The sequence below is a fragment of the Streptomyces sp. genome, assembly GCF_035563135.1.
Taxonomy (GTDB): domain Bacteria; phylum Actinomycetota; class Actinomycetes; order Streptomycetales; family Streptomycetaceae; genus Streptomyces.
In genome coordinates this window covers 1-8,205 of sequence record NZ_DATMVN010000668.1, presented here as the reverse complement: position 1 = coordinate 8,205, position 8,205 = coordinate 1, and the positions used below count along the sequence as shown (strand labels likewise).

Genomic DNA, 8,205 nt, shown 5'->3' with positions numbered 1-8,205 from the left:
AAAGGGCGGAGGCCGCCCGGCTCGCGGAGGGGGCCGAACAGGCGGCGCGGCTCGCGGAGGAGCTCGACCGGGCGGCCCGGAGCCTGGCCGAAGCGGCCCGGTCCATGGGCAGGATGGCCGCCTGGGCCCGGGACCGCTGAGCGGCCGCCACGATGCCGCTCCGCCGCGACGGCCTCGGCCCCGTCAGTCCTCCGGGTAGCGGCGTGGCGTCCAGACGATCTGCTGCCCGTCACCCCGCCGCACCCGGCGGGTCTGCGAGGAACCGACGATGAGGATCGTCCGCATGTCCACCTCGGCCGGGTCCAGATCGGCCAGCCGCACCGTCCGCACGCTCTCGGCCGGGCCCCCGACATCGCGGCCGAGCACCACGGGTGTGTCCGGGGAACGGTGTTCCAGCAGCAGGTCACGGGCCTTGCCGACCTGCCAGGTCCGGCTGCGGGAGCCGGGGTTGTACAGCGCCATGACGAGGTCGGCCGTGGCTGCCGCGCGCAGCCGCTCGGCGATGACCTCCCAGGGCTTGAGACGGTCGGAGAGGGAGATGGTGGCGTAGTCGTGGCCCAGCGGCGCACCCGCCCGGGCGGCGGCCGCGTTCGCCGCGGTCACCCCGGGGAGCACCCGCACGGCGATGTCCGTGTACGCGTCCTGCGAGGCCACTTCCAGCACGGCCGTCGCCATCGCGAAGACCCCGGGGTCACCCCCGGAGACCACGGCCACCCGGCGGCCGCGGCGTGCCAGGTCGAGGGCGAATTCGGCGCGCTCCGACTCGACCTTGTTGTCGGAGCCGTGGCGCTGCTGGCCCGGCCGCACCGGCACCCTGTCCAGATACGTCGTGTAGCCGACCAGGTCGTCGGCGGCGGCCAGCGCCCCGCGTGTCTCGGGCGTCAGCCACAGCGGCCCGGCCGGCCCGGTGCCGACCACGACGACCTCGCCGGTGTCCCGGCCCGCTGCCGGAGAGGGGCGGGGCGCGTCGATCCGGCTGGGCAGCACGGCGACCGCGAAGTACGGCACGGAGTCCGCGTCGGTGTCCGCCAGGTCGCCGGTCCGCTCCCCGGCCATGGTGGCGCGCTCGACGTAGCGTGCCTCGGACAGTCGCCCGGACGCCTCGAACGCGCGGCGCACGGCGGGGAACGTCCGCCCCAGCTTCATCACCACCGCGGAGTCCGTGGCCGCCAGACGTGCGGTCAGCTCCTCCTCCGGAAGGGTTCCCGGCAGGATCGTCAGCACCTCCTCGGCCTCGACGAGCGGGGTGCCGAGACGGGCGGCGGCAGCGCTGACCGAGGTGACGCCGGGGATGACCTCGGTGTCGTAACGGTCCGCGAGCCGCTTGTGCATGTGCTGGTACGAGCCGTAGAAGAGCGGGTCGCCCTCGGCGAGCACGGCGACGGTGCGCCCGGCGTCGAGGTGCACCGCGAGGCGGGCCGCGGCCTCGGCGTAGAACTCGTCCAGAGCACCCCGGTAGCCGCCGGGGTGGTCCGTGGTCTCCGTCGTGACGGGGTAGACCAGCGCCTCCTCGATGTGGTCGGCGCGGATGTACTGCGCCGCGATCGAGCGGGCGATGGAGCGGCCGTGCCGGGCGGAGTGGTACGCGACGACATCGGCCTCGCCGATGATCTGCACGGCCCGCACGGTCATCAGGGCCGGATCGCCCGGCCCCAGCCCGACGCCGTAGAGCCGCCCGGTGCTTCCGGTGCTTCCGGCGCCCTCGGTCTGCTGCTGCTCGGGCACGCTCACTCCTCCTCGCTGGCGATCGCGTTGAGGGCGGCTGCGGCGATGGCGCTGCCGCCGCGCCTGCCCCGCACGACGAGGTGCTCCAGCCCGGACGAGTGGGAGGCCAGGGCCTCCTTGGACTCGGCGGCCCCGATGAAGCCGACGGGCACACCGATGACCGCGGCGGGGCGCGGGGCGCCCTCCTCGATCATCTCCAGCAGCCGGAAGAGCGCGGTGGGCGCGTTCCCGACGGCGACGACCGCGCCCTCCATCCGGTCCCGCCACAGCTCCAGGGCGGCGGCGCTGCGGGTGGTCGCGAGCTTCGCGGCCAGCTCGGGGACGGCGGGGTCGGAGAGGGTGCAGATCACCTCGTTGTCCGCGGGCAGACGCTTGCGGGTGACGCCGCTGGCGACCATCGCGACGTCGCACAGGATCGGTGCGCCGGCGCGCAGGGCCGCGCGGGCATCGGCCACTGCGTTCGGTGAGAAGGCGAGATCGCGTACGAGATCGACCATGCCGCAGGCGTGGATCATGCGGACGGCGACCTGGCTCACGTCGGCGGGCAGCCCGGCCAGATCCGCCTCCGCGCGGATGGTGGCGAAGGACTGGCGGTAGATCGCCGGTCCGTCCTTCTCGTACTGGTGCACAGTGCTGTCGCTTTCTTCATCGAACAGGTCGGACAAGGGGATGGTGCGGGGTGGTCAGCTGCGCGCGCCCCGGGCCGCCGCCACGGCTGCGGCGAGTGCGCCCGGGTCGTCCCGGACCGTCACGGCCGCGGCTGTCCGGTCTCCCCGCACATGGGAGATCCGGTGGCCTCCGGGGACGGCCAGCACATCGATCCACTCCCCGTGCGGATGACCGCAGCGGCGTTCGCACCCGGACCAGTACACAGGGAGCCGTCCGGCCGGCCCGACGGCGGCCCCCGCTTCGGCCCGCACATCGGCCAGCGACTTCGCGCAGCCGGGCTGCCCGATGCAGGCCCCCACGCCGGCCCACGGGGAGCCCGGCCCGGTGATCAGACCGGCTTCGGACAGGCCGCTCAGCAGGCTGCCCGCACGGCCGGGCGCGACTCCGGTGACGACGGCCCCGCGCCACGGGGTGAGGCGCAGTTCTCCGGCGCCGGACAGCAGCCGCCACTGAGCCTGGTCCAGCCGGCCCAGCGGTACGCCGACCGACAGCGCGGTCTCGTGGCGGCCGCCCGGGACGGGGCCGGGAGCCGGGGGCAGGGCTTCGAGGGGGCGGGGGCGGTGGTGCGGGGCGACCGCGAGGCCGGCCTGCCGCAGCCGGCGGGTGACTTCGGCGGGCAGCGCTGCCGCCGGACCGTCCGGCAGGTCCTTCATCCGCCAGGCGCCGGTGCCCCGGGCCGCGTCGAGGAAGGCCTCGGCGGCGATCAGCGCGGCGCGCGGTCCGTCGGCGGAGGGGACGCGGAGCACGGCGTCACCGTCCCCGATGCGCAGCAGGGCCCCGCCGTCATCCTGGCCCAGGAGGGTGAGGTCGGCGCCGAGGGCGTCCACATCGCCGCGGCCGTCGTCGAGGGCGAACAGGAACCGTCCGGAGAGCGCCGTCGCGCTGTCACTCGCGCAGAGGAGGCTGTCCAGTGCGGTCAGCCAGGGCCGGACGTCGCCGGCACCGAGCCCGTCGAGCCCGGAGAGGGGGGACGCGACCACGTTGCGTACCCGTTCATGCCGTGCGGAGGGCAGCAGTCCGGCCTCGTCCAGCAGCCCGGCCAGCTCGGCGCCGCAGTCCGGGCCGAGCCCGCGCAGCTGCACGTTCCCGCGGGAGGTGAGATGCAGCTCACCGTCACCGAAGCGCTCGGCGGCATGCCCCAGTGCCGCTGCCTGCCGGGGCGTCAGCACCCCGCCGGGTATGCGGATCCGCGCCAGCGCACCGTCGTCCGCCCGGTGCAGGCGCAGCGCGCCGGGACAGGCGTCACCGCTGCTCCGGGCACACGCATCGCCCGGAGACCGGGACGGAGGGGAGGAGGCGGGCATGGCGGCGAGCATACCGACCGTGACCGGGGTACACCCCGACGGTCACTGTGACCTACGGGACACCACTGCCGCCCCGGCCGGGTCAGGGCCACCCGGTCGGGCTCCGGTACCGGTCAGGTGAGGGCCGCCGGGTCGGGCTCCGGTACCGGTCAGGTCAGGGCCGCCCGGTCGGGCCCCGGTACAGGTCACGCCAGGGCCGCCCGGTCACGCCAGGGCCGCCCGGTCGGGCCCCCGTCCCGGTCAGGGCGGGGGCCGTCTGGTCAGGACCCCCCACCCGACGCCTACTATGCCTAGCGGCGGTCCGTTGGGTCCGCCATCGCCATACGGCGACATGGGAGGAAGCCCGGTGAGATTCCGGCGCGGTCCCGCCACTGTGAGCCCGGCCCTCCGGCCGTGCGAGTCAGGAACTCCCCTCCCCGAGGTCGGCTCCGCCCGAGCAGGGGAGACCCCAATCCGACACCGCCCGGGGCGTGGACACCCCGGGGAAGGGCTGACGCCGCATGATCCTGCTCCTGTCGACGTCCGACACCGACCTGCTCAGCGCCCGCGCCTCCGGCGGCCCGGTCGGCTTCCGCTACGCGAACCCGTCCCGGCTCTCCGTCGAGGACCTGCCGCAGCTCCTGGAAGGCACGGATCTCGTCGTCGTACGTCTCCTCGGTGGTGTCCGTGCCTGGCAGGAGGGCCTCGACCAGGTCCTCGCCACCGGCCGGCCCGTCGTCGTCCTCACCGGCGAACAGGCCCCCGACGCGCAGCTGATGGCCGCGTCGACCGTGCCCATCGGCATCGCGGCGGAGGCGCACGCCTACCTCGCGCACGGCGGCCCCGCCAACCTGGAGCAGCTGGCCCGCTTCCTCTCCGACACCGTGCTGCTGACCGGCCACGGCTTCGAGGCGCCCGCCCCGGCCCCCGCGTGGGGCCCGCTGGAGCGGACCGCCAGGGACGTCACCGGCCCGACCGTCGCGGTGCTCTACTACCGCGCCCACCACATGAGCGGCAACACCGCGTTCGTCGAGGCGCTCTGCACGGCCGTGGAGGACGCGGGCGCCCGCCCCCTCCCGCTGTACGTCGCCTCGCTCCGCACGCCCGAGCCCGAGCTCATCGACGAACTCCGCGCCGCCGACGCCATCGTGACGACCGTCCTCGCCGCGGGCGGCACCAAGCCCGCCACCGCGTCGGCCGGCGGTGACGACGAGTCCTGGGACGCGGGCGCCCTCACCGGCCTCGACGTCCCCGTCCTCCAGGCACTCTGCCTCACCAGCCCGCGCGCCGCCTGGGAGGAGAACGACGAGGGCGTCTCCCCGCTGGACGCGGCGACCCAGATCGCCGTCCCCGAGTTCGACGGCCGCCTGATCACCGTCCCGTTCTCCTTCAAGGAGATCGACGAGGACGGCCTGCCCGCGTACGTCGCGGACCCCGAGCGCGCCGCCCGGGTCGCCGGGATCGCCGTGCGCCACGCCCGGCTCCGCCACATCCCGGCCGCCGAGAAGCGGATCGCGCTCGTCCTGTCCGCGTACCCGACCAAGCACTCCCGCATCGGAAACGCCGTCGGCCTCGACACCCCCGCCAGCGCGGTCGCCCTGCTGCGCAGGCTCCGGGCCGAGGGCTACGACTTCGGGCCCGAGGAGGACATCCCGGGCCTGGTCTCCGGCGACGGCGACGAGCTGATCTACGCGCTCATCGAGGCCGGCGGCCACGACCAGGAGTGGCTCACCGAGGAGCAGCTGGCCCGCAACCCGGTCCGCATCCCCGCCGCCGACTACCGCCGCTGGTTCGCCACGCTCCCCGCCGGACTGCGCGAGTCCGTCGAGGAGCACTGGGGCCCGGCGCCCGGCGAGATGTTCGTCGACCGGTCCCGCAACCCCGAGGGCGACATCGTGCTCGCCGCCCTGCGCCGCGGCAACCTGCTGATCCTCATCCAGCCCCCGCGCGGCTTCGGTGAGAACCCGATCGCGATCTACCACGACCCCGATCTGCCGCCCTCGCACCACTACCTGGCCGCGTACCGCTGGATCGCCGCGTCCGCCGACGACAACGGCTTCGGTGCCGACGCGATGATCCACCTCGGCAAGCACGGCAACCTGGAGTGGCTGCCGGGCAAGAACGCCGGCCTGTCCGCCGCCTGCGGCCCCGACGCCGCGCTGGGTGATCTGCCGCTGGTCTACCCGTTCCTCGTCAACGACCCGGGCGAGGGCACCCAGGCCAAGCGCCGGGTGCACGCCACCCTCGTGGACCACCTCGTACCGCCGATGGCGCGCGCCGACAGCTACGGCGACATCGCCCGCCTCGAACAGCTCCTGGACGAGCACGCCCAGATCGCCGCGATGGACCCGGCCAAGCTCCCTGCCGTCCGCGCCCAGATCTGGACCCTCATCCAGGCCGCGAAGCTCGACCACGACCTGGGCCTGGAGGACCGGCCGGAGGACGAGGGCTTCGACGAGTTCATCATGCATCTCGACGGCTGGCTCTGTGAGATCAAGGACGTCCAGATCCGCGACGGCCTGCACGTCCTCGGCGGCGCCCCGGCCGGCAAGGACCGCGTCAACCTCGTCCTCGCCGTCCTGCGCGCCCGCCAGATCTGGGGCGGCACGGCGTCGCTGCCCGGCCTGCGCGAAGCGCTCGGCCTGGACGAGTCGGCGGCCACCCGCACCGCCGCCGACGAGACCGAGGAGCGGGCCCGCGCGCTCGTCCAGGCCATGGACGACGCGGACTGGGGCCCGGCCGCCGTCGCCGCCGTGGCCGAAGGCCACCCGCAGGCCGTCGCCGACATCCTCGGCTTCGCGGCCCGCGAGGTCGTGCCCCGCCTCGCCGCGACGACCGACGAGCTCGACCACGCGGTCCACGCGCTGAACGGCGGCTTCGTCCCCGCCGGACCGTCCGGCTCCCCGCTCCGCGGCCTGGTCAACGTGCTGCCGACCGGCCGCAACTTCTACTCGGTCGACCCCAAGGCCGTCCCCTCCCGCCTCGCCTGGGAGACCGGCCAGGCCCTCGCCGACTCGCTCCTGGAGCGCTACCGCGCGGACAACGGCGACTGGCCCACCTCGGTCGGGCTGTCCCTGTGGGGCACCAGCGCGATGCGCACCGCCGGCGACGACATCGCGGAGGCGTTCGCCCTGCTCGGCGTCCGCCCCGTCTGGGACGACGCCTCGCGCCGCGTCACCGGCCTGGAGCCGATCCCGTACGAGGAACTGGGCCGCCCCCGCATCGACGTCACGCTGCGCATCTCCGGTTTCTTCCGCGACGCGTTCCCGCACACCATCGGCCTGCTCGACGACGCCGTACGCCTGGCGGCCTCCCTCGACGAGCCCGCCGAGCGGAACTTCGTACGCGCCCACACCCAGGCCGACCTCGCCGAGCACGGCGACGAGCGGCGCGCCACCACCCGCATCTTCGGCTCCCGCCCGGGGACGTACGGCGCCGGGCTGCTCCAGCTCATCGACTCCCGCGACTGGCGTACGGACGCCGACCTCGCCGAGGTGTACACGGTGTGGGGCGGCTACGCCTACGGCCGTGAGCTGGACGGCCGCCCGGCCCGGGACGAGATGGAGACCGCGTACAAGCGGATCGCGGTGGCGGCGAAGAACACCGACACGCGTGAGCACGACATCGCGGACTCGGACGACTACTTCCAGTACCACGGCGGCATGGTCGCGGCCGTACGCGCGCTGAAGGGCACCGCCCCCGAGGCCTACATCGGTGACTCGACCCGCCCCGAGACGGTGCGCACCCGCACCCTGGTCGAGGAGACGTCCCGGGTCTTCCGCGCCCGGGTGGTCAACCCGAAGTGGATCGAGGCGATGCGCCGCCACGGTTACAAGGGCGCCTTCGAGCTCGCCGCGACGGTCGACTACCTCTTCGGGTACGACGCGACGACGGGCGTGGTCGCGGACTGGATGTACGACAAGCTGACCGAGACGTACGTCCTGGACCCGACGAACCGCGAGTTCCTCCAGAAGGCCAACCCCTGGGCGCTGCACGGCATCGCGGAACGCCTCCTGGAAGCCGAGTCCCGGGGCATGTGGGCGAAGCCCGACCCGGCGGTGCTCGAAGCCCTGCGCCAGGTGTTCCTGGAGACCGAGGGCGACCTGGAGGGCGAGGACTGAGGACGGGCGCCGGCCGGGGAGACCCTCCGGCCGGCGCCCCGCGGCCTGCCTTGCCGCCTCCGCCCGACGGGTCCACGCTGGTGGGATGGGTGACCGAGCAGGCCATACGCCCATCACGCCGCTCCAGCAGGCGTTCCGTTTGATGGAGGCGGTGGGGGCGCACGACGGCGGCGTGCCCGCCGACCGGCTGGCACGGGAGACGGAGCTGCCCGTGGAAGCCGTCCGCGAGCTGCTGTGGACCCTCACACAGGACGGGTACCTCCGCAGGCTCGACGACGGCGGCTACGTGCTGGGTGCCAAGCTGCACGGCGGACACTGTGCGCAGGACCTGGTCAGCCGGGTCCGCCCGGCCCTGGCCTCGCTGCGGGACGATCTGTCCGCCGCCGCCTACCTCACCTTCTACGAGG

5 protein-coding genes and 1 riboswitch are annotated in these 8,205 nt (G+C 74.5%); of the genes, 2 read left to right on the top strand and 3 right to left on the bottom strand.

The features are described from left to right. Positions 1 to 183: 183 nt before the first annotated feature. The 3 genes from cobJ to cobG are packed head-to-tail and all read right to left on the bottom strand — an operon-like array spanning position 184 to position 3,710. Complete coding sequence (gene cobJ / locus VN520_RS29830; protein ID WP_414719988.1) at positions 184 to 1,731, bottom strand: precorrin-3B C(17)-methyltransferase; 1,548 nt, start codon at positions 1,729 to 1,731, stop codon at positions 184 to 186. Then, complete coding sequence (locus tag VN520_RS29825; protein WP_325750057.1) at positions 1,728 to 2,354, bottom strand: precorrin-8X methylmutase; 627 nt, start codon at positions 2,352 to 2,354, stop codon at positions 1,728 to 1,730. Before VN520_RS29825 ends, cobJ begins: the two co-directional genes overlap by 4 nt. A gap of 54 nt (positions 2,355 to 2,408) precedes the next feature. After that, positions 2,409 to 3,710, bottom strand: a complete 1,302-nt coding sequence (cobG, locus tag VN520_RS29820; protein ID WP_325750055.1) for a precorrin-3B synthase — start codon at positions 3,708 to 3,710, stop codon at positions 2,409 to 2,411. A 268-nt stretch (positions 3,711 to 3,978) separates the two neighbouring features. Further along, positions 3,979 to 4,128: riboswitch (cobalamin riboswitch) on the top strand. Between the two features lie 70 nt (positions 4,129 to 4,198). Between cobG and cobN the strand changes: the two genes are divergently transcribed. After that, positions 4,199 to 7,798 carry a cobaltochelatase subunit CobN gene (gene cobN, locus VN520_RS29815; protein ID WP_325750054.1) on the top strand — a complete coding sequence of 1,200 codons (3,600 nt, stop codon included), beginning with the start codon at positions 4,199 to 4,201 and terminating at the stop codon, positions 7,796 to 7,798. Between the two features lie 85 nt (positions 7,799 to 7,883). After that, a partial coding sequence (locus tag VN520_RS29810; protein WP_325750053.1) for a helix-turn-helix domain-containing protein occupies positions 7,884 to 8,205 on the top strand: 322 nt, incomplete at its 3' end.